We start from the raw sequence: 1,136 nt of genomic DNA on the forward strand, positions 1-1,136 counted from the left end.
TGATGCCATTATTTAAACTGACTTGCATAATAGTGCCAACGGGACAGGCTAACTGTATATTTCCTGAGCTTATTAACGGTGTCTTCAGTTGGTCAACCGCACCAAAGTTAATATCTGTTGCCGACTGAATTAAGCAACTATTTTCATAATATGAGTTAACAATTAAATTATTATTACCAGTATTCGAATTTGCAAGGGCTTCTGTATCCGTTGGTACTTCTGATCCAACCTTGTATGCAGAATAAAGTTTCAATCCAATACTATTCGTTTGATAGTATGCTGCTGGTACGTTCTGTCCAGGCAACACCTGACCATATAGTTTAAGCCGAGTACTGACATTTCCAGTTCCTGCTTCAAACTGGAAAGTTTGGCATTGTGCTTGGTTTTTACGTTCTGAATCAGGAATCTTAAATGTTCTTGCTGCATCAGAATATAATTCATAATTGAGTAATGCTCTTACAGGATTATAAATAATCATACTTCGAGGAGTACTACCTGCGGGATCAAAACTATCAGCCACTAAACATAGCTTATACGTTACAGGCTGGTTTGAATTAAAGTAACAGTCAGCAATAACATCTGTTGAAACAAGTGCTGAGCCTTGAGCATTTGATGTTCCTAAACTTAACGTTGCAGACTGCCCTAACCAACAGCTACTAGCATAAGCAGGTAAACAAAAAAGAATAGATACTAGTAAGAATAAACTTGCATAAATAAAATATTTCGTTGAATCACTCATTTTAAACAAGTCATTGCAGTTTATTGACATACCATTCGCCCCAAATCACTAAAACCTTTTAATGTTGTAAGTTCAGGCAGTATCACTCGGCACTGCTTAAGTTGATTGCCTATGTAAAGTGTATTATTTTTTAGGTTATCGATATACACAACTCCATCGTGAGCCACAATAGTTGTGGGTTGTTGTTGCTGAATCGGTTCTTCTTGCCATACAGAAGTTCCCACGTTCACATTTTGTCCCTGTAAATCTACTACTTGAAGTTGCACAGATTTCACTTGATACATCGGGAATTGTACAAAAACGCCACTCGATTGGCGTGGTACAGCATTTTGTTGCGTTTTTTCAATTTTTAGATTAATTGGCAAATCAAGCGTATCTATAGCGATACTATTATTCT

Annotated in this window: 1 protein-coding gene and 1 pseudogene; both read right to left on the reverse strand. The window is 36.8% G+C overall.

Translation table 11 applies throughout. The features are described from left to right. The coding region (locus FTV34_RS17605; protein WP_180070931.1) for a spore coat protein U domain-containing protein at positions 1-769 on the reverse strand (769 nt) is incomplete at its 3' end. Further along, positions 760-1,136, reverse strand: a pseudogene (locus tag FTV34_RS17610) (fimbrial biogenesis outer membrane usher protein); the annotation flags it as partial. The gene FTV34_RS17605 and the pseudogene FTV34_RS17610, both read right to left, overlap by 10 nt.

It is taken from the genome of Acinetobacter sp. YH16038 (genome assembly GCF_013417275.1).
Classification (GTDB): Bacteria; Pseudomonadota; Gammaproteobacteria; order Pseudomonadales; family Moraxellaceae; genus Acinetobacter.